Annotated in this window: 20 protein-coding genes; 9 read left to right on the plus strand and 11 right to left on the minus strand. The window is 69.6% G+C overall.

Annotated elements, in window-relative coordinates; all coding sequences use genetic code 11:
• The first annotated feature begins 161 nt into the window (after window positions 1–161).
• Together BT341_RS15800 and BT341_RS15805 are read left to right on the plus strand one after the other, a co-directional pair.
• Window positions 162–914, plus strand: coding sequence for a metalloregulator ArsR/SmtB family transcription factor (locus BT341_RS15800; protein ID WP_425426477.1), 753 nt, complete (start codon window positions 162–164; stop codon window positions 912–914).
• The gene (locus BT341_RS15805) at window positions 911–1,300 is read left to right on the plus strand and encodes a VOC family protein (RefSeq protein ID WP_072477026.1); all 390 of its coding nucleotides are present in this window, start codon (window positions 911–913) and stop codon (window positions 1,298–1,300) included. The genes BT341_RS15800 and BT341_RS15805 overlap by 4 nt, the downstream gene beginning before the upstream one ends.
• Window positions 1,301–1,666: 366 nt before the next feature.
• On the opposite strand, the gene BT341_RS15810 is transcribed toward BT341_RS15805, so the two are convergent.
• Together BT341_RS15810 and wrbA are read right to left on the minus strand one after the other, a co-directional pair.
• Window positions 1,667–3,139, minus strand: a complete 1,473-nt coding sequence (locus tag BT341_RS15810) for an MFS transporter (RefSeq protein ID WP_072477027.1) — start codon at window positions 3,137–3,139, stop codon at window positions 1,667–1,669.
• Window positions 3,140–3,183: 44 nt separating this feature from the next.
• Complete coding sequence (gene wrbA / locus BT341_RS15815; protein ID WP_072477028.1) at window positions 3,184–3,858, minus strand: NAD(P)H:quinone oxidoreductase; 675 nt, start codon at window positions 3,856–3,858, stop codon at window positions 3,184–3,186.
• Between the two features lie 92 nt (window positions 3,859–3,950).
• Between wrbA and BT341_RS15820 the strand changes: the two genes are divergently transcribed.
• Entirely contained in the window at window positions 3,951–4,409 is a 459-nt protein-coding gene (locus BT341_RS15820; RefSeq protein WP_072477029.1) for a MarR family winged helix-turn-helix transcriptional regulator, read from the plus strand.
• Window positions 4,410–4,585: 176 nt separating this feature from the next.
• Here BT341_RS15820 and BT341_RS44285 read toward each other — a convergent pair whose 3' ends face one another.
• Together BT341_RS44285 and BT341_RS15825 are read right to left on the minus strand one after the other, a co-directional pair.
• Window positions 4,586–4,906 (minus strand): hypothetical protein, encoded by a 321-nt coding sequence (locus BT341_RS44285; RefSeq protein ID WP_143168562.1) that lies wholly within the window; start codon window positions 4,904–4,906, stop codon window positions 4,586–4,588.
• Window positions 4,903–5,202, minus strand: a complete 300-nt coding sequence (locus BT341_RS15825) for a hypothetical protein (RefSeq protein ID WP_143168563.1) — start codon at window positions 5,200–5,202, stop codon at window positions 4,903–4,905. The genes BT341_RS44285 and BT341_RS15825 overlap by 4 nt, the downstream gene beginning before the upstream one ends.
• Window positions 5,203–5,968: 766 nt before the next feature.
• Here BT341_RS15825 and BT341_RS15830 point away from each other — a divergent pair.
• From BT341_RS15830 to BT341_RS15845, 4 genes are all read left to right on the plus strand, one after another.
• Window positions 5,969–6,181: a hypothetical protein gene (locus BT341_RS15830; protein ID WP_245804992.1), complete on the plus strand. Its 213-nt coding sequence runs from the start codon at window positions 5,969–5,971 to the stop codon at window positions 6,179–6,181.
• A gap of 334 nt (window positions 6,182–6,515) precedes the next feature.
• Window positions 6,516–7,769: a M48 family metalloprotease gene (locus BT341_RS15835; protein ID WP_072477031.1), complete on the plus strand. Its 1,254-nt coding sequence runs from the start codon at window positions 6,516–6,518 to the stop codon at window positions 7,767–7,769.
• A gap of 25 nt (window positions 7,770–7,794) precedes the next feature.
• On the plus strand, window positions 7,795–8,190 hold the full coding sequence (locus tag BT341_RS15840; RefSeq protein ID WP_072477032.1) for a hypothetical protein: 396 nt from the start codon (window positions 7,795–7,797) through the stop codon (window positions 8,188–8,190).
• The gene (locus BT341_RS15845; protein WP_072477033.1) at window positions 8,183–8,890 is read left to right on the plus strand and encodes a hypothetical protein; all 708 of its coding nucleotides are present in this window, start codon (window positions 8,183–8,185) and stop codon (window positions 8,888–8,890) included. The genes BT341_RS15840 and BT341_RS15845 overlap by 8 nt, the downstream gene beginning before the upstream one ends.
• Window positions 8,891–9,199: 309 nt before the next feature.
• On the opposite strand, the gene BT341_RS15850 is transcribed toward BT341_RS15845, so the two are convergent.
• Complete coding sequence (locus BT341_RS15850) at window positions 9,200–9,922, minus strand: transposase (RefSeq protein WP_072477034.1); 723 nt, start codon at window positions 9,920–9,922, stop codon at window positions 9,200–9,202.
• Window positions 9,923–10,253: 331 nt separating this feature from the next.
• The gene (locus BT341_RS15855) at window positions 10,254–10,751 is read right to left on the minus strand and encodes a tautomerase family protein (protein ID WP_072477035.1); all 498 of its coding nucleotides are present in this window, start codon (window positions 10,749–10,751) and stop codon (window positions 10,254–10,256) included.
• Window positions 10,752–10,844: 93 nt separating this feature from the next.
• Here BT341_RS15855 and BT341_RS15860 point away from each other — a divergent pair, with 93 nt between their 5' ends.
• Window positions 10,845–11,336, plus strand: coding sequence for a winged helix-turn-helix transcriptional regulator (locus BT341_RS15860; RefSeq protein ID WP_072477036.1), 492 nt, complete (start codon window positions 10,845–10,847; stop codon window positions 11,334–11,336).
• A 416-nt stretch (window positions 11,337–11,752) separates the two neighbouring features.
• Here BT341_RS15860 and BT341_RS15870 read toward each other — a convergent pair whose 3' ends face one another.
• The gene (locus BT341_RS15870) at window positions 11,753–12,361 is read right to left on the minus strand and encodes a TetR/AcrR family transcriptional regulator (RefSeq protein WP_245804993.1); all 609 of its coding nucleotides are present in this window, start codon (window positions 12,359–12,361) and stop codon (window positions 11,753–11,755) included.
• A 155-nt stretch (window positions 12,362–12,516) separates the two neighbouring features.
• Between BT341_RS15870 and BT341_RS15875 the strand changes: the two genes are divergently transcribed.
• The gene (locus BT341_RS15875) at window positions 12,517–14,061 is read left to right on the plus strand and encodes an FAD-dependent oxidoreductase (RefSeq protein ID WP_072477039.1); all 1,545 of its coding nucleotides are present in this window, start codon (window positions 12,517–12,519) and stop codon (window positions 14,059–14,061) included.
• 486 nt (window positions 14,062–14,547) lie between these two features.
• Here the strand turns inward: BT341_RS15875 and BT341_RS15880 are convergent, their stop codons facing one another.
• The 4 genes from BT341_RS15880 to BT341_RS15895 are packed head-to-tail and all read right to left on the minus strand — an operon-like array spanning window position 14,548 to window position 18,507.
• Window positions 14,548–14,982, minus strand: a complete 435-nt coding sequence (locus BT341_RS15880; protein WP_072477040.1) for a hypothetical protein — start codon at window positions 14,980–14,982, stop codon at window positions 14,548–14,550.
• A 29-nt stretch (window positions 14,983–15,011) separates the two neighbouring features.
• The gene (locus BT341_RS15885; RefSeq protein WP_072477041.1) at window positions 15,012–16,154 is read right to left on the minus strand and encodes a glycoside hydrolase family 88 protein; all 1,143 of its coding nucleotides are present in this window, start codon (window positions 16,152–16,154) and stop codon (window positions 15,012–15,014) included.
• On the minus strand, window positions 16,151–17,368 hold the full coding sequence (locus BT341_RS15890; protein WP_072477042.1) for a CaiB/BaiF CoA transferase family protein: 1,218 nt from the start codon (window positions 17,366–17,368) through the stop codon (window positions 16,151–16,153). Before BT341_RS15890 ends, BT341_RS15885 begins: the two co-directional genes overlap by 4 nt.
• Complete coding sequence (locus BT341_RS15895) at window positions 17,365–18,507, minus strand: acyl-CoA dehydrogenase family protein (RefSeq protein WP_072477043.1); 1,143 nt, start codon at window positions 18,505–18,507, stop codon at window positions 17,365–17,367. The genes BT341_RS15890 and BT341_RS15895 overlap by 4 nt, the downstream gene beginning before the upstream one ends.
• Window positions 18,508–18,509 lie beyond the last annotated feature (2 nt).

The following is an 18,509-nucleotide window of genomic DNA, read 5'->3' on the forward strand; positions in this document are numbered from 1 at the left end:
CCTGAGGGTACTAAGTGGGATAGTGGCTTCCTGCTTCCGTCGCCAGGAACCAACGGCCGGTTACCTCACTCTGGCCCTGCCAGTGGTCCTGAGGCCAGGAGGTGCGTCCGCATCGGGACCATATACATCAACCGGGATTGATGTATATTCAGACGGTGGTCTTGCCCGAGGAACCGCCGGTGTTCGTGCGGCTGATGGCTGATCCGGTGCGTTGGCAGCTGGCACGTGCGCTGGCAGTCGGTGATCTGCGCGTCCGGGAGCTGGTAGCGGCGGTCGGGCACCCGCAGAACCTGGTGTCGTACCACCTGCGGCAGCTGCGGTCGGCCGGTTTGGTGACGGCTCGGCGCAGCAGCTTCGACGGCCGGGACAGCTACTACCACCTGGACCTCGCGCGATGCGCGGACGCATGGGCCGAAGCCGGAACCGCGCTGCACCCGGGGATCGGATCCCCGGCCGGGGCCGCCGAACCGCGCGCTGGCCGCGCGCGAGTACTGTTCCTCTGCACGGGCAACAGCGGCCGTTCCCCGCTGGCGGAGGCGTTGCTGCGGCACCGCACACGCGGTGCCGTCGAGGTGACCAGCGCCGGCAGCCACCCGAAACCCCTGCACCCCGACGCCGTGCGCGCGGCCGCCGAACGCGGGATCACCCTCGAGCACGAGCCGACGCACCTGGACACGCTGCGGCGACGGCGGTTCGACTGGGTGATCAGCCTGTGCGACAAGGTCCGCGAGGTCGTCCCCGCCTTTCCCGGGCGGCCGATGACGATCCACTGGAGCCTGCCCGACCCGGCACGGGAACCCGATCCCGGCGGCGACACCTTCGCCGCGTTCGCGCGCACCGCCGCCGAGCTGGACACCCGGATCCGGTTCCTTCCCTTCACCCTGACGACCGATGCGGAGGAGACCCGAACATGACTGCCGATCCGGACGCGCTGGTGAGCGTGCGGTACCTCGTCGACGACGTCGACGCCGCGCTCGCCTTCTACACCGGGCACCTCGGGTTCGAGGTGCGGACGCACTTCCCGCCGGCGTTCGCCGACGTCACCCGCGGCAACCTCCGGCTGTTGCTGAGCGGGCCCACCAGCTCGGCCGGGCGGGCGCTGCCGGGCGGGGCCCAGCCCGCGCCGGGTGGCTGGAACCGCATTCACCTGATCGTCGAGGACATCGACGCCGAGGTGGCACGGCTGCGCTCGGCCGGGGTCGCGTTCCGCAGCGAGGTCATCAGCGGCCCCGGCGGGCGCCAGATCGTGCTCGACGACCCGGCCGGCAACCCGGTCGAGCTGTTCCAGCCCCGAAGCTGACCCACCGGCCTCTCGAGGAAAGCCACCACCACGACCAGTGGCAGCACCCCGCGCTCGCCCGGCGGCCGGGCACCGGTGACGCCGTTGTCATCGGGCTCGGCCCGGAGGCGGTCAGCGGCTACGCCGCAGTGGCCGCCTCCGGGCGAGGGCTTGCGGTCCGCCCTTCGGACACCTGGCCGGCAGTCCCCGCCACGAGACAAGGCGGCTTGGGACCGATCGGCCGGATCCCGGAGGGGACGGTGCTTGCTCCGGTGGTGGTGAAGACACGCCAGTTCGCGGTGTACACAGTGGACATGGTGTTCCGCGACGCCACGGCGGGCAGCCGCGCGATCCGGTATGGCTGGTCGGCGGGGCGTGAGCGGATCTTCACCTCGGGAATGCACGAGGAGGCCGGCGCCGCCATCTCCTGGTCGCTGCGCGCCGGTGCCGTGGCAGCAGCAAGCCGGCCGCTGCGATGGCCACCGCGAATCCGGCCGCGATGAGGAAGACGCGGTCGTAGCCGGCGGCGAGGGCGGCCGGGGAACTCCCGCCGTCCGCCGTCCGCGTGGCGGCGGTGGCGAGCACCGCCAAGCCCAGCGATCCGCCTGCCTGGCCGGCGGTCTGGGCCAGGCCGCCGATGGTCCCCGCGTCGCCGCCGGGGACGTCGGCGGTGGTGGCGGCCATGAGGGTGGGGAAGGTCAGTCCGATGCCGGTGGCGATGAGCAGGGTGGGCCCGAGGATGCCGGTGAGGTAGCTGCTGTCGGCCTGGGCCAGGGCGAGCCAGCCGAACCCGGCCAGGAAGCACGCGCTGCCGGCGAGGATCAGGGGTCGTACGCCGGTGCGGGGCAGCAGCGCGGCGGCCGATCGCGCGATCACCATGAACGTCACTGCCGCGGGGGTTTGCCCGAGCCCGGCTTGGAACGCGCCGTATCCGAGGACGTTCTGCAGGAACAACGAGGTGAAGTACCACATCGCGATGGCGGTCCCGCCGAAGAGCAGCAGCATGCCGCTGCCGACGGCCACGCCGCGGATGCGCAGCAGTTGCAGGGGCAGCATCGGGTGGGTGGCGAACCGTGCTTCCACCACGGTGAAGGCGGCCAGCAGGAGCAGGCCCGCCACGGCGGGCCCGAGGACCGTCGGGGATGCCCAGCCGTGGTCGGTGCTGCGCATGATCCCGTAGATCAGCGCGGCCAGCCCGGCCGTGCCGGTGACCGCGCCGGCGATGTCGAGGGTTTCTTCCCGGGCGGCTCGGGTGCGGGGCAGCGCACTCATGGCCGCTGCGATCAGCATCGCGCCGATCGGCACGTTGATCAGGAAGACCCACCGCCAGGAGAGGCCGGCGGTGAGGGCGCCGCCGGCGACCGCGCCCGCCATGCCGCCGACACCGCCTGCGGCCGACCATGCGCCGAACGCGCGGGCGCGCGGGCGGCCCTCGGTGAAGCTGGTGTTGATCACGGCCAGTGTCGCCGGGGCCAGCAGCGCGGCTCCGACGCCTTGTGCGACGCGGGCCGCCACCAGGATCTGCGGAAGGGGCGCCAGGCCGGCGACCAGGCTCGCGGCACTGAACAGCACCAGCCCGGCGGTCAGGATCCGGCGCTGGCCGAACAGGTCGGCGGCGCGGCCACCCAGCAGCATGAAGCCGGCGAAGGTGAGCAGGTAGCCGTTCACCACCCAGGCCAGGCCGGCGGGAGTGAAGCCGAGGTCCCGGTCGACCGAGGGCAGGGCGACGTTCACGATGGAGGAGTCGAGGATCACCACGAACTGGCAGGCGCACACCAGCGCCAGGATCAGCCACGCGGATCCGGTTCGTGCTTCGACAGCGCCGCCGGGCAGGGGAGCCGCGGAGGGTGGGGTGGTCACAAGAGTCTCCTGAGGGAGGGAAGAGGCCGAGGTGATGGCGTCGGTCACGCGGTCTGGCGAGGCGTTCCGAGCGCGGCCGCGCGGGCGTTGCCGCCGGACTCGGTGTCGGCGACGCGGCTGCCGGTCAGCAGCCTGATCGTGATCTGGGCCAGCCGCTGGCCCTGGTAGCGGGCCGCGTCCAAGGCCGCGGTCTTGAGGTCGTCTCCGGTGGGGCCGGTCACGGCGGAGACGCCGTAGGGGTTGCCGCCCGCCGCGTACACGGCCGGGTCGGTGAACCCGGGCGGGACGATCAGCGCGCCCCAGTGATAGAACACGTTGCCCAGCGAGAGGATCGTGGCCTCGCTGCCGCCGTGCCGGTTGTGCGCCGCGGTGAAGGCCGTCACCGGCTTGCCGGCCAGGCCGCCTTCCTGCCACAGCCCGCCGGCCTGGTCGATGAACTGCTTGAGCTGCGCGGCCGGCGTGCCGAACCGGGTCGGCGTCCCGAACGCGAACGCGTCAGCCCACGCCAGGTCCTCCATCGTGGCCTCGGCGCTCGTGGTGGTGGCGGCGTGCTCCCGCCACTGCGGGTTCTGGTCGATCGCGGCCTGGGGCGCCAGTTCGGCGACTCGTCGCAGCCGCACCTGGGCCCCGGTCGAGGCGGCCCCCTCGGCGACGGCTTGGGCAAGGGCGTGCACGGTGCCCGTGGCGCTGTAGTAGATGACGGCGACCTTCGCGGTCATGTCGCTCCCTGATGGTTGCGTAGCGTTGGTTGTCCAGATAACGTTATGCGCATAATAGTTATGCGCATAACTAACTTGTCAAGGGAGCGCTCGTGGACTTCGACCAAGCCGACGCCATCAATCAGGCCGTCCGCATGCTGAGCCTGCGCCACCGGGCCAGGACCGCCGAACTGCTGGCCCCGCTCGGTCTGCACCCCGGCCAGGAGGCCCTCCTGCTCGAACTCGCCCGGTCCGGCCCCATGATCCAGGCCCAGCTCAGCGAGGCGCTCGGCGTCGAGCGGCCCAGCGTCACACTGATGGCCCGCAAGCTCGAAGCGGCCGGTCACATCCGCCGCAGCTGCGCCCCTGACGACCAGCGCGCCACCGTCGTCGAACTCACCGACCGCGGCCGAGCCCTGACCGACCAGGTCAAGCAGCTGTGGTGCGCCCTGGCGCAGCAGACCCTCGCCGGCCTGCCTGCTGAAACGGTGGCCGGGCTACCTGGCCTCCTCAAGACCCTGGCCGGCAACGTCGACACCCGGCGGCCCCACCATCGCCGCGACGCCGGATGAGCCGCGAGCCACCGAGTGCCCCTCGACACTGAGGCGCGATGGTGGGGCGTGGTGATCACTTCTGGGCCTTGCGCAGTGCGCAAGTACCGCGTGTTCGGCGGCGCGGAGCCAGTTGGGCGGGATTCGTTCTCGTTCAGGCGGTGACCGCTGTGACTGCCGGTTCTGAGTCGGTCCGGTCAGCTGCGGCTTTGCCTACACGACGGACTACCAGCGGAATCCCGACTGCGGGCGCCGCTGCTGCACGGCGCCGAGCGCTCGGGTGATGGGTCATGACCGGTCTGTATGGTGTCCGGCGTTATGGCCGGTGGGTCACCGTGCCTGGCTTGCTTCTCGGGTGTGCTGCTCTCCGTGTTCGGCTGCAGGGCGGCCAGGATGGCTTGCGGTGAGGTCAGCAGCTGCGGATGGTGGTCGAGCAGGAGTTGCTGTGCGGCGGTCAGCTGATGCACTGCAATGGTCCACTCGACCTTCACGATCAGGAGCGCGCCGACGCGGATCACCGCGTCTTTGGTCGTCTGCAGCGCTCCGAGGACCGGGCCAGATTCTGCATCATTGTCGCGGTGCCGGTGGCATCGCGGGCAAGAACGACGTGGGAGTCGATCGCGTGTGCGGCCGCAACCGCTGTCTCGCGAGCGAGATCGGACGCGGCGGCACGGACCATTGCACGCATGCGCCGGAACCACGAGCCGGTGATGGGATCGTCGCGGTCGATGATCTCTGCTCCGGCCGCGGTCACCAGGTCCTCCACCGCGGTTTGCACGTGGCGGTGGGCTGCCTGCGCGAGCAGCTCCGGCACAGCGGACTCCTGAGCCGACAACACCAGCGGTACGCCATTGTGGCGGACCTCGTGCGTTTCCCGGTAGATCTCGAGGTCCCCAACACGTAGTGGCGGCGACTCGGCGTTTCCGACCCGGCGTGAGAGGCTCGTCCTTGGTCGTCAGGAACAGTACGGGCGTCGACCAGCCGGATCCGCACGCAGTTCAGGGCGTCACTGGGCAGGAACCGGTTGAAACGACACAGTCATAGGAGGTAGTGGCGAGTAGGCTGTCGGCTTCTGGAAGGTCGTCTGCGAAGTCCACCGACATCCCGGCCTGACGCGGGGACGCGGTGATGGCCACGCGGAGATTGTCGTGGTCCTCGACGATCAGCACATGCACCGTCAAGCACCCCTCACCTCAAAACGGCCGGTCCTGGTCCGAGACCGCCACATCAAGCGTTCGATAGAACCCCTTGACCGGGCTGTGCGGTCCATGGGTGTGCCTGCTCCGCACGGCGGATGTCGTCGCTTTTCGATGTCGCCACCCCCACGGAAACGAGTCAGGCGAGCGCTGCGATAGAACGGCGTGCACGATGGCCAAGCACTCTCGTCCCGCGCACGCAACACGCTGTCACCTCGCACTTGCACGACCGCGTCCTCAGCCGTTGATTCGGGCGCCGCGGCGTTGCGTAGAGCGATTTCCATGGCTGCGGGCCCAGGCTTGTGCGGCGTTGGGTCGACACGCCTCGCTCGGATGAAGTTGTTCGAACGAATGTTCTAGAGAGCTGATAGGTTCGAGGGGTCGATGTCGGATCCGCTGAGCCAGGAGGTCGCGGTGGCGTGGTTGCTGAGGGAGCGGGCAACCGGACAGGAGTGGCGCATCGGCGACAGCGACCTCGCGTGGGAAGCCGGCGGTTACGACGCGGCGCGTTTCGAGCTGCACGTCCTGGACGAGGACGTCGACGGTGCGCCGGACGGCTTGCCGACCCCTCACCTGAAGGCGTCCTGCAAGGCTTGAGTGGCTCCATCCCTGCGATGATCATCACGGGTGGTCTCATCATGGGGTGGATACCGGATGGCGGGATCGGGCTGACTTCCTGTCTGGTGAGCGGTCAGCCAGGCCCAGGTGACGTCAAGCTCGCGCCGAGCGTCGGCGTCCTGCTTCGCAGGTGGTCGTTTCGCGAAGGTCAGGTACCCATGGGCCCGTCGACGCCGGCGTGGCACACCGATCGATGATCGTGATCCTGGGACGGCAGGCCGCGCCGTTCTGTGCGTCCGATCCCTGTGCAAGGCGGCGTTACGTTTTCGGCCCGAGTTGCGACGTACAGGCAGAAGCTCCAGGTGGGGGTGCTATGGCGACCGAGCGTGACGATCGGGAAGTCAACGAGTTCTACCTCCGCATGCTGGCGGCCGGCGACGGGAAGCCGGTTGCGATCGGGGCGCCTGCTGACGATCCCGTAGCGCGGGTCATCCAGCAGATCGTCGACGGAGTGCTGAGCTACGTCGACCTGGAGATGAGTGACCCTGCCGTCGCCGAGCTGATGCGTTCCGATCGGATAGCGGTCCGGACCATCCCGCCCGCGAGCATCCAGGCGTTGACGGTCTGGATCGAGCCCCGGCACGTCGTCGCGTTCAACCGTGGTCTTGGTTTGTTCTTGTACCGGCTTGCCCGCGCCTTCGCCGGAAACTACATAGTCCGTGGTCCCGGAGACCCGCCGGCGCCCCCGGAGAGCGATGCAATAAGCATTATCGCGACGCTGCTCGACTGGATGGCGTCGCCTGTGCGGGCGCCGCTTCTCCAGGATTGGGAAGTGGGGCCGCGAGAGATCAAAACGGCGGAAAACTTCACCACAGCGGCTGAGCGCTTTGTGATGTGCCACGAGTTGGCTCACATCATGTACGGGCACCTCATCGCTGACAGTTCGGCCTTCACCACGGACTCGGTTTCGCTCGCCGATCTGGACACCAGGCCGCTGAGGCAAGAGACCGAGGCGGACGTGGCGGGGGCCGTGCTCGCCATCGACTCCATGCCGCACATCGGTATAGATCCACGTGCCGCCGCTCATGGCATATATTTCTTCTTCTGGGCGTTGGATCTCGCCGAGCGAGTCGGGGCAGTGCTCACCGATGGTTCACATCTGGCGGCGGCGGAGCGTCTCGAAGTGTGCCGATTCGGGATTGGTCAGTGGTACGGTGAAGAATCTGCGACAACCTTGTTCAAACCGGTCGACGAGACAGGAGAGCTGCTGTCCCGTCTGGGAGAAGCGGCCTTCGAGCTCCAGCGCGGACGACGCTTCCTGGTCGCGTCGAGGATGGACGAGTTGTTCGCCAAGACCTCTTGGCCGGAGTGGCCGCAGCAAGAACAGATGTCCGAGTTGCGGCGCGAAGTGATGGACATGATGCTGGAAGCACCCAGCGCGGTCGTCGACGCGCTGGCCGCAAACCTGCTCAACCACGGCGACTATGCCGCATTGCTGAAATCCATGGCTTCGCCGGACGAACGCCAGTACAACGACCGGTGGCGGCGACACCAGATCGCCCACTTCCTCGCCCGGCACGCGCCGGAGCAGGTCCGAACGTGCTTGGGTGTGACGACATTCCCGTGACGATCGTTGACGGAGGCTCGCTGCTGTGGCAAAGCCGCTGAACTACACCGACGATGTGGATCCGTCGTGGGCGGGCCGGGCCATGGAGACGCTCGACGTGACGCCGGCGCCCAGCGCCGACGACCCCGTCGTACTCGAACTCAGCGGCCGATGCCCGCGATGCGACGAGAAGATGGAAGACTCGCTCTGGTTGATCACCATTCTGGGCGTCTCCGGGCTCAACCGGGAGGATGCCTTCAATGCAGCCGACGCGCTGCGGGAAGCCGGGATCCTGGCCCAGCCCTTGCTTCCTGCCGAGTTCACCGTCAGCTGCAAGTGCTCGACTCCGCACCCGGACCCGCTGGGACGCACGGACCTCAAGGGGTGCGGTGCGACTTGGAAGATGCGCTTCGAGGCTGTCGAGGACGATTCCGATGAGTGATCGCGGCGATGCGCGACCGGCCGCCGGCAAGGCCCGCCGCGGGTCGGTGATCAAGGCAGTGCCGCCGCACGACGTCGTGCCCAACACCCGGGAGCTGCAGGAGCGCGCCAAGCTTGCCGACGAGGTGGCCGCGGCGCTGGGCAGAGTGCGGTCCACGGCGCAGAACTGGCGCACCGGAATGGCCGGGCTGATCACCCTTGTGACGGCGACCTTGCTTTTCAAGGGACGAAACAGCATTTCCGACTACGTGAGCTGGGTGCGCTACTCGATCGGTGCTCTCACCGCACTGGCTCTCATCGCCGGAGTCGCCTCGCTGTGGTGGTTTCTCCTGGCTGCCTACGGCAGGCCGGAGGTGGTCAGTGCCCAGTCCGTGATCGATCAAGGCGGTGTGGCTGTCCGCGACGTCCTCCTCGCGCAGGCCGCCAGGAAGGACCTGAAGTTCGCTCAGCTTCTCGCCATTGTCAGCGCGGCGCTGCTCGCGGCGGCTCTGATCTTGTCCTGGTACGGGCCGGCCGAAACCAGCTCGCCCCCGGCGTTCGCGTCCGTGAAGGTTCGGCACCCGTCGGGCACGGAAGCGATCTGCGGCTCACTGGTCGCCCAGAACGGGACCACTACTGAACTGCGGGTGAAGGGTGAGCCGGACGCCCGTCGAATCCCGACCGCCGACCTGGTCTCGGTAGTGCTCGTATCCGCTTGCTGACCGTGACCTTCCGAGCAGACCCAGCGCAGCTGGTAGGCAAAGGTCGCCTAGAGGCCGATCCGGCCGCCTAGATCGACTCGAGCTGCAAGAAGTCGCTCGCAGGACGCGCGGGGCAACCGCCGGCCCCGGCGGCGCGGAGGTACGAGAGCGCGACGGAGGCCGAGAAGGGCGACGACGGGACACTGCGCAAAATCGGGGACTTCGGGCAGGTTCACTGATTGCGGCGTGAGCGGACGTTCTCGCGGGGGTGCGGTCCGGCGGCGGGTGTGCTCGCGAATCCTGGTGGGCGACCGTTCGGCCGGAATGTCCTCAAGGCCGGCCCGCTGCGGGGCGAAGCCGTGTTCGATGAGGTCGAAGGTTTCCTCCACGGCGGCCAGTGGCTGTGGGGTGTTGACCTGGAGGGGACATCGAGGCCGCGGCAGTGATGCCGGGGTTCCGGTTCGGTAGTCCCGGACCGCGGCCGCGCGCGGGCGGTGTCGATGGGATCGGCTGCGTCAGGTCGGCGTCGACGGTGAACATCCGGGCCTGGTCCGTGGTGAACCCGCAGACGGGTTCCCAGCCGATGCGGGAGACGCGCCGATGCGTGCGGCTCCACGGCGGAGCGTCGAACAGTTCGCCGTCGATGATCAGCGAGTACGGGGCGTCCGGGTGGGGCCCAGCAGGGTCGACACCGGCCATGACCGTGGTGAACTGGGTGCAGTCGTTGACGTTGCCGCCGGTCAGCGCGACTGACAGAGGCCGCCCGTGGCCGTCGCGGGCCAGGTGGATCTTGGTGGTGAGTCCGCCCCGGGACCGGCCGATGGCATGATCACCTGGCTCGCCAGCGGCGTGCTGATGCGCCCGCACGATGCTGGAATCGACCGACACTCCCCGGTCGAGTTCGCCGATCGCTTCGGCCGGCACCTGCGCCTGTGCCACCAGCGCGGACAGGATGCCGGTGCGCGACCAACGCCACCTCTTCGCACCAGGCACCGGAAGCAACGGCTGGATAACCCGCCACTGCTCGTCGGTCAGCTCATGCTCACGCACCACGACCGAAGATCAAAACCCGCAGCAGCTTTGAGGACAGGCCCTAGTGAGCAGCAGCGCGACGTCGCCTTCATCCGCGTCATCGGTTTCGAGGCCGAACTGGGTGCGGCTGTGCCGCCGCGGATCGGTGGCCGATGTGCGTAGTCCCAGGGCTGGCGCAGACGGTCACGCGGCCGGCGGTCCGGTCGCCGACGGCGACAACGTCCGACGGCGTCTGGCGGAGCCAGCATGCCGCCGACGAGGTCTCCGCGAGATTGTCGCCAAGGCCAACGTCGCCTGAATCGCGGCGACTGCGTTGCCGGCCGCATCGATCGTCACTTTCGTTCGCCGCTCATCAGGGCAGACGGGCGTGTTCGGCTCGGGTGGCAGCGATCCGCTCACGCGCGAGTGTGCGGGCCCGCTTGGTGTCGTCGCCGGTGAGTCGGGCGAGGATCGTTGCGAGCGGCCTGATCTGGCCCCAGCCGCCCCAGTGACCTTCGGGGATCTCGGTGGGGAATACCCAGATCCGGCCGGCGTCGCGCGGCCAGGCGCCGTTCTCCGCGTCGAGGATCGCCTCGGTGACCTCGGCGATGACTCTCGCACGCTTCTGCTCGTCGAGCTGGCCCTCGGGGACGGACGGGACGACCTTGTAACGAGGTGCGTCCGCGGGTTCTCCGCCGACGTAGATGCCGGCCGGTCGGTGCAGCCAGAGCCAGGAGACGGAACGGCTCACTGGGTCGGCGGGGTCGAATCCCTCGTTGCGGACGAGGATCTCGGTGATGCGGTTCACCAGCGCAGCCTCGGCGCCCGGCTGAAGCGCGCCGTCGGGAATGTACACGTCGAGCATAGGCATGATCGATCTCCTTGTTGAGTTTAATTCTTCAACTCAGAGGGAGGCTACAAGCGCTAAGTACAGCTTGTAAACCCAGGTGGGTACACTCGTCCCATGGAGATGCGGCGAATCGACCCAGCCAACTGCTCGGTGGCGCGCGCCCTCTCGGTGGTGGGGGAGCGCTGGTCGCTGCTGATCGTTCGTGAAGCGCTGGACGGCGCGCGCCGGTTCGGAGAGTTCCACTCCCGCCTCGGGATCGCCAGAAACCTCCTGGCGACTCGGCTCGAGACCTTGGTGGCCGCAGGAGTGATGCGCCGCGTGCCCTATCGGGAGCCCGGGGATCGGCAGCGCTTCGCCTACGAGCTCACCGAGCAAGGCCGGGCGTTGCGGCCCACGCTTGTGGCGCTCCTGGAATGGGGTGACACGTACCTCGCCGACCCGCAGGGCCCGTCGGTCATCGTCCGGCACCGGCCCGTCGACGATGCCGGCTTCTGCGACGAACCGGTCAAGGTCGTCCTCGAGTGCGCTGCGGGGCACAGCCACCTCGCCCCGGAAGACGTCTGCCGCACGCCCGGGCCGGGCGCGCGCTTCGTGGAGAGCTCCTGAGCCCCCCGGATCGTGCTCAGCAGCTCATATCGCCCGCGAGCTGATCACCGCCGCGGGTCCGCGCGGTGCTCAGCGGCACCGAGATCCCCACGTCGACCGGCGAGGTGGTCGACCTCGCGGCCGAGTAGCCGGTAGTGCCGTTCCACGCCGCGGTGGGCATCCGCTGAAACACCTGTGGCTCGGGCGGGTCAGCGGTGTCTGTAGCGCTCTCGCTGATTCGCCGGAGCGCCACCTGCTCATGGTCAACCTGGACAACCTGGACAACCTGGGACAGCGAAACATGGACTGGAAAGATTACTTCGGCGAGTCCGGCGCGGACGCCGAGGACGACGTCGTCGAGGCGTGGAGTGACTTGGCTCGGCGACAGGGTGCTCGAACGCCGCCGCACGGCCGCCGTACGCGATCACCCCGCACCGCTACTGCGGTTTCGCATAGGCTCGCATGAAGGTGCGCACACCTTCGGTCATGATGTGCCGTATCCGGCCGAGGTCGACGTTCGCGGCGTTGGGCTGGTCGTCGTAGGCCAGCAGAATGGTGAGCGCGGCCAGGTGGGCGGCCGCCATGGTGACGTCGGATGCCTCGAGTAGCCCCGCTTCGGCGAAGTGAGCGATGCGTTCGGCCAGTGCTGCTTGCGGCGCACGGGTGGAAACCTCGTCGGACGTTCCGGGGGAGTGCCACCGTTGCTGCGCGACGAGCGCGAACGCGGCGGCGTATTCGGCCGACGCGATCATCGTCGTGCCGAGTTCGACGGAGAACCCGATGAACGCTTCTTCCAGCCGGTCCCGCGTGGTGATCTCCGCGTCGTCGGCGAGGTGTGCTGCGATCGCTCGCTCCGTGAGGGCGTTCAGGGACTCCGTCGCGGCGGCCAAGATCGCGAGGAAGAGGCGGCGTTTGTCGCCGAAGTAGTCGTACACCGTGGCCTTCGAGACCTTGGCGTGCGCGGCCACGGCGTCCATGCTCACCCGGTCGACTCCCTGCCGGACGAACAATTCGCGTGCCGCGTCGAGGATCGCCCGCCGCTTCACGGCGGATCGCTCTCGCACCGGCTTGACCGGGCCGCTCTCCTGAGTCATCAGGCACACCGTACGGACACAAAACTGAACCGTCTAGTCTTGTACGACTGAACTAGACGGTTTAGTTTAGTTGGTGTCGGCCTCTCCGACCCATCCCTGGAGGAACCATGTCCCACTCCGCTTCCGCTGGCGCGTTCACCGACGTGCTCGTCATCGGCGCCGGCCCGACCGGCCTGACACTCGCGTGCGACCTCGCCCGCCGCGGCGTCGACGTCCGCGTGATCGAGCGCTTCGACCGGCCCAGCGTCGCCTCGCGCGGGAAGGGGCTGCAGCCGCGCAGTCTCGAAATCCTCGACGACCTCGGCGTGGCCGGCGAGATCCTGGCTCGCGGCGCCACGAAGCTGCCGGTCCGCATGATCGACGCCGACGGGTCTGTCGTCGATCGCGAGCCGATCGCCACACCAGTTCCCGATCCGAGCATGACCCCGTACCCGGAGCTGCTGTGGATCGCCGAGTTCGACGTCGAGGGGCCGCTGCGCGATCGCCTCGCGCTCGACGGTGTGCACGTCGAGTTCGCCACCACGGCCACCGCCCTCGAACAGCACGACGACCACGTTCTCGTCCACGTGAACAGCGCTCGGGGGCCGGCGAGCATCCGCGCCCGCTGGGTCGTCGGCGCGGACGGTGGCAAGAGCACCGTCCGGCACTGCCTGGGCCTGCCCTTCGAGGGGTTCACCATGGACGACTACTGGTACCTCGGAGATCTCCGGCTGGACGGGCTCGACCACAGCCTTCAGTACATCTTTCCCACGGCCGAGGGGATGATCGGCCTCACGCCACTGCCCACGACCGACCTCTGGCAGTGGCAGTCGACCATCAAGGCCGGCGCCGAACTCCGAGAACCCTCGCTGCCGCTGTACCAACGGCTGCTGGACGAACACCTCGGCGCCGGCCGTGTCACCCTCACCGACGCGACGTGGCTGTCCCTCTACCGCGCCAACGTCCGTCTCGTACCTCGTTACCGCGTCGGACGGGTGTTGCTGGCCGGAGATGCCGCGCACGCGCACTCACCCGCCGGCGCCCAGGGCATGAACACCGGGATCCAGGACAGCTGGAACCTCGCGTGGAAGCTCGGCGCGGTGCTCTCCGGCGCGGACGCGTCGCTGCTCGACACCTACGAGGAGGAACGCCGGCCTGTCGCTGCCGCCGTGCTGCGGCTGAGCACCACGAGGATGCGCAAGTTCGTGGCCACGGCCGCCGACGGAGCCGACGGCGTGAATAAAGGACTTGCGAGCATGGGCGGTGAGGTCACGACCGGCCTCGCCATCGGCTACCCGGCGAGTTCCCTGTCCCTCGACGGCAGGCGAGCCGAGCGCGCCCCGTATGCGGCGGGCCTTCGCGGCCCGGGATTCGCCGGCAGCACGTTCGACCTGTTCCGCGGGCCCCACTGGACGATCCTCGTGTTCAGCGATCGCGCGGACAGCACGAAGTCGTTTGCCGGCCTACCCGCCGACGTGCATGTCCATCGGATCGGCACCGGGGCGATCCACGACTCCCGGGGCGCGGCCGCGGCCCGGTTCGACACCGGGCCCGAGACGGTGGTTCTGGTGCGTCCCGACGGCTACATCGCGGCGCGAGCGCCACTCGGCGAAACTGCCCAGGTCCGTGCCCACGTCCAGCGGCTGACCGAACGCCAGTCCGTAGCCGCATAGAACAACGCGCCTGAGCCGTTGTGTTCGTATGCCGAAGCAGCCGGCCTGCGCCGACTACTTGCTGCGCCGTTTCACAGAAGCCACGCCGTCACGTCGATTGGTCATGGGCTGGGAACGGCGCGAGGCCCTGGCCGGACGCTGGCCATCCGAGCGAAGGGAGCCGGCGTTGTCGGCGATCGCTTGCCACCAGGGGCCGGCCGACGTCTTGGCGACCCGGGATTACGCCCGCCACGACGAGGTGCTGCACGGCCTGCTGGTGCGTGCGGCGGAGTCGAACAGCGCAGGCCGTCGGAGGACAGCCGCGATGTTCAGGTGGCCGTGCTCGGGCACCGCCGCCGGCTGCTGTTCCGGACGAGGTGGAGGCGATGGTGACGGCCAGACCGGGGTTGCGGATCCGGAAGAACCAGCGGTACAAGGCAGGGGAGCATCCCGAGCGCGAGCCCCCCGGGTGCCGGGACCCGGCGGTGCCGCCCCGCTCGTCCCCGTTCACTCGTCGAGTTCGCCGGGGAACGGATAGCCCGCGGCGCACGCGAGACCGCTGGTCCGCTCGCCGGCCGTTCCCACGAGCACCGTGACCGCTTCGCCCGCCAGGACCGAGCCGGCCCGGGTGGCGACCCTGGCGGCGATCGCCCTGGCGCGGGCGGTCGAGCCGACCAGCAGCGTCACCGGGTTCCCCGCGCCCAGCAACGCGCTGAGGAATTCCACCTGGCGGGTCTCGAGGTCTCCCGAATCCGTTTCGGCCAGGTAGATGCTGCTCGCGCCGTGCGCATGCAGTCCCCGCGACAGCTTCCCCACCGTGCCGGTGGGACCGACCGCCACCGCCGAGGGTTCCCCCAGCCCGCGGGCGACGGTCAGCAGCTCGAACGTGCTCGGCCGGATCTTCCCGTCGAGATGGTCGACGAGCACCAGAACCTCAGCCATGGCGTTGTCCTCCAGGGTTTTCACGCGGGTCAGACCGCCAGGGGGTCGAGGTCGCCGTCGAGCACGGCCAGCGCTTCGGCGAGGTAGTAGTCGCCCCAGACCAGCTCGTTCGCCGTGGCCAGGCCGAGCAGCTTGTCGTAGCAGCCGGTGGTGAGCACGGCGATGTCCCCGGGAAGGTCCGGTACGGGCCGGAGGTGACCGGTGACCAGCGCGTCGACGGTGCGCCGCGCCAGCTCGCGGTACTTCCCGCCGTCCGGCAGCAGGGCGGCGAGCTTGAGCAGCGCGGCCGCCGCGATGGCGGTCGCCGAGGTGTCCTTGAGCGTGCGCGGGACGGCGGGGTCGTCGAAGTCCCAGAAGGTGACAAGGTCCTCCGGCACGTGCGCCGCCCACCAGTCGGCGACGGTCACGGCGGTGTCGAGGAACTCGGGGTGTCCCGGCAACCAGTGTGCCGACATCGTGAAAGCGAGCATCGCCCACGCCTGGGCGCGCGCCCAGGTGCTCGACGGCGAGTGTCCCTTGTGGCTGTACCGCCGTACGAGCTCCCCGGTCACCGGGTCGACCGTGCCGGACTGGCACACCGAACCGTCCGCCCGCACGCAGATCTCGATGTGCCGCCGGGCGTGGGAGACGGCGGCCTCGCGCATCCGGTGGTCACCGGTGCGCTCCGCGACCGCGGCGAGCAGCGCCGACACGGCGCCCACCGCGTCGATGCTGGTCTCCGTGTCCCCGACGCTGTGCGCCTCCTCGGCCGCCGTCCCCAGGGGCATGATCCCGGCGACGGGGTCGAACGAACCGGCCAGCCCGCGCGCCCCGCGCTCGGCGCGTTCCCACGCGGCCGCGTCGCCGAGCAGGTGACCGCCGAGCGCGGCGCCGTAGTGGAAGAGGAACCCGCGGAAGATGGTCGGCGAGTTCTCGCGCCCGTCCAGGCGGGCCGAGTACTCGCGGGCGGCTTCCCGATGGCGGCCGCCGCGGCCGGCCGCCAGCCAGAGCTGTCCGACGAAGTGCCCGCCGGTCCAGTCCCCGTCGGGTGTGGTCGTCCACTCCCCGGTGTGCACGTCCGCGTAGTGCGGCAGCCCGGGCAGGTTCGCCGCCACCGTCTGGTCCACCCGGGCGAGCATGCATTTGCGGGCGGTCGCGATGGTCGCGGGGTCGGGGTGCGGTCCGGCGGTCATCGGTGGATCTCCTCCTGCACGACGTGGTCGGCGCGGACGGCGCCCTGCCTGGCGAACTCCGCGATCTGCTCCGGCGGGTAGCCGAGTTCGGCGAGGACTTCGGCGGTGTGCTCCCCCACCCGCGGGACCGCCCGGCGGACCTCCGCGGGGCTCCGGGACAGCCGCACGGGGTAGCCGACGACGCGTGCCGGGTCCTGGCCCGGGACGTCCACCTCGACGAGCAGTTCGTTGGCGGCGAGCTGCGGGTGCCGCAGCACCTCGGCGAGCGTGAGCTGCGGCGCGCAGAGCAGGTCGACCCGCTCGAAGCGGCGGAGTGCCTCCTCGGTGCTCAGCCGGGCGACGACCGGGGCGACGACCTCGTTGACGAGATCCCTGTTCCTCGCCTGCAGTTCGCTCGTCGCCAGTTCGGGGCGCAGGCTCAGGTCCGGTACCTCCAGGGCGTCGCAGATCAGCCGGACTGCGTTGTCCCGGAACAGTCCGAGGACGGTGACCACGCCGTCCGCCGTGGCGAAGGTGCCGCCGTACCACTGCGTGACCCAGTTCAGCGGGTGCGCGTACATGCTGTGCGCCGCCGCCTCCAGCATCTGCATGGCCACGGCCGTGTCGAGCAGGTTGACGCGCACCTCCTGCCCGCGCCCGGTGCGCTCCCGCTCGAGCAGGGCGGCGAGGACGCCCTGCACCAGTCCCATGCCCGAGGCGTAATCCACCTGGGCGGTGGGGTTCAGGTACGACGTCAGCCCCGGGTCGCCCACCGCCGTGGCGAGCCCGCTGACGGTCTGGGCGAGCATGTCCTGCCCGGGCTTGTGCGCCCAGGGCCCGGTGACGCCGAAGCCGGAGGCGCTGGCGTACACCAGCCGCGGGTACTGCGCCGAGATGTCCTCATAGGACAGTCCCAGCCTGCGGATGGCGTGCGGCCGGTAGTTGTGCACCAGCACGTCCGCCTCGGCGAGGAGCCGGTGCAGGATTTCCATCCCCCCGGCCGTTTTCAGGTCGAGGGCGACGCTGCGCTTGTTCCGGTTCAACGCCACGAAGTACGACGACATCCGGCCGGTTCCGACCGCTTCCCGGTCGAGGACGCGCATCGCGTCGCCCCGCTCGCCCCGTTCGACCTTCACCACGTCCGCGCCGAGATCACCCAGCGTCTGACCGGCGAGCGGTCCCTGCATGATCTCGCAGAGCTCCACCACCCGGACGCCGTCCAGCGCGCGGCTCATGCCGCACCTGCCGCGGCGTAGGCCGCCTTGGCGATGAGGGTCCGCTGGATCTGGTTGGTGCCCTCGTAGATCTGGGTGATCTTCGCGTCGCGCATCATGCGTTCGACCGGGTAGTCGCGGATGTAACCGTATCCGCCGAAGAGCTGCACGGCGTCGGTGGTGACGGACATGGCGTTGTCGCTGCACAGCAACTTCGCCATCGCGGCCCTGGCGCGGGCATCCGGGTGGCCGGCCTCGATCAGCGCGACGGCCTCGTACAGCAGGGCGCGGGCGGACGCGAGCCGCACGGCCATGTCGGCGACCATTCCGCGCACCATCTGGAAGCGCGCGACGGGCTGGCCGAACTGCGAGCGCTCGGAGGTGTAGGCGAGCGCCGCGTCGAACGCCCCTTGTGCGACGCCGAGCGCCTGCGCCGCGATCAGCGCCCGGCTGCCGTTCAGCTCGCCCATGATGTAGCGGTACCCCTGGGCGGGATCGCCCACGACCCGCACGTCCGGCACGAAGCAGTCGTCGAGCACGACGTCGGCGGTCGGGCTGCCGCGCAGGCCCATCTTGCGTTCGTGCGGTCCGAAGGACAGCCCCGGATCGTCGCGGTGCACGATGAACACGCCGTGGCTCGACTCGCCGGTACGAGCCAGGACCGCGAACCACGCGCCCCAGGGCGCGTTGCTGATGAAACGCTTGAGACCGTTGAGGCGCCAGCCTCCGTCGACCTTGGTGGCGGTGGTGGTCAAGCCCGCGACGTCGGAGCCCGCGGTCGGCTCGGTGAGGCACCAGCCCGCACCGGCCTGCCCGCTCGCCACCTGCGGGACGACGAGCTCCTGCAGCTCCTCCGAGCCGTGGGACAGGATCGTGGAGGTTCCCGCCCAGTTCACCAGCAGCACGTGCGAGGTGGTCATGCACGCCGCGGCGATCTCCTCGACGGCGATGACCTGCGACAGCAGGTCGGCGCCGGAACCGCCGAGGCGCTCGGGGTGGGCGAGCCCGGCCAGGTCGGCCTCGACGATCGCCTGCCACGCCTCCTCCGGGAAGCGTTCCTGCTCGTCCACGTCCGCGGCGTGCGGTGCGATCCGCTCGGTGGCGATCTTGCGCACGGTCGCCCGGAAGTCGGCGTGGACGTCGGTCTCGATGGTGCTCATGC

The organism is Amycolatopsis australiensis, assembly GCF_900119165.1.
GTDB lineage: Bacteria > Actinomycetota > Actinomycetes > Mycobacteriales > Pseudonocardiaceae > Amycolatopsis > Amycolatopsis australiensis.